The sequence below is a fragment of the Ruminococcus sp. 210702-SL.1.03 genome, from assembly GCF_020559915.1.
Lineage (GTDB): Bacteria > Bacillota > Clostridia > Oscillospirales > Ruminococcaceae > YE71.
Window position 1 is genome coordinate 1 of record NZ_JAJCLZ010000141.1, and the last position, 345, is coordinate 345.

Annotated in this window: 2 pseudogenes; both read left to right on the top strand. The window is 38.0% G+C overall.

Annotation, left to right across the window (positions count from 1 at the left end):
• Nucleotides 1-27: 27 nt before the first annotated feature.
• Nucleotides 28-126, top strand: a pseudogene (locus LI114_RS14425) (hypothetical protein); the annotation flags it as partial.
• Nucleotides 127-345: pseudogene (locus LI114_RS13825) on the top strand (sel1 repeat family protein); the annotation flags it as partial.

Sequence of the window (345 nt, forward strand, 5' to 3'; positions counted from 1 at the left end):
CTGCTTAACTTCAAATCCTTGCGGTCAATGTGTCAAGTTTTATTGACAAAATCAAGACTAGGCAAAATTTATTTGCAGGGTGAGATAATGTTTCAAAATCTGGACAAAGCAGAAAGATATTTGCTCTTGGCGGAAGATAACGAGTATGTGCAGTATGCACTTGCAAAGCTGTATTTGCAGGAAGAAAAGTATGAAATACAAAAAGCTGTCAATTATTTTGGAAGATCTGCTGACAAAAATCATTGGGCAAGTTATCAGCTTGGCAGGATCTATCTTTTCGGTGCAGCGGAACTTACAAAGGATAAGGAACAAGCTATCGAATGGTTTACAAAGTCCGCAAACGAT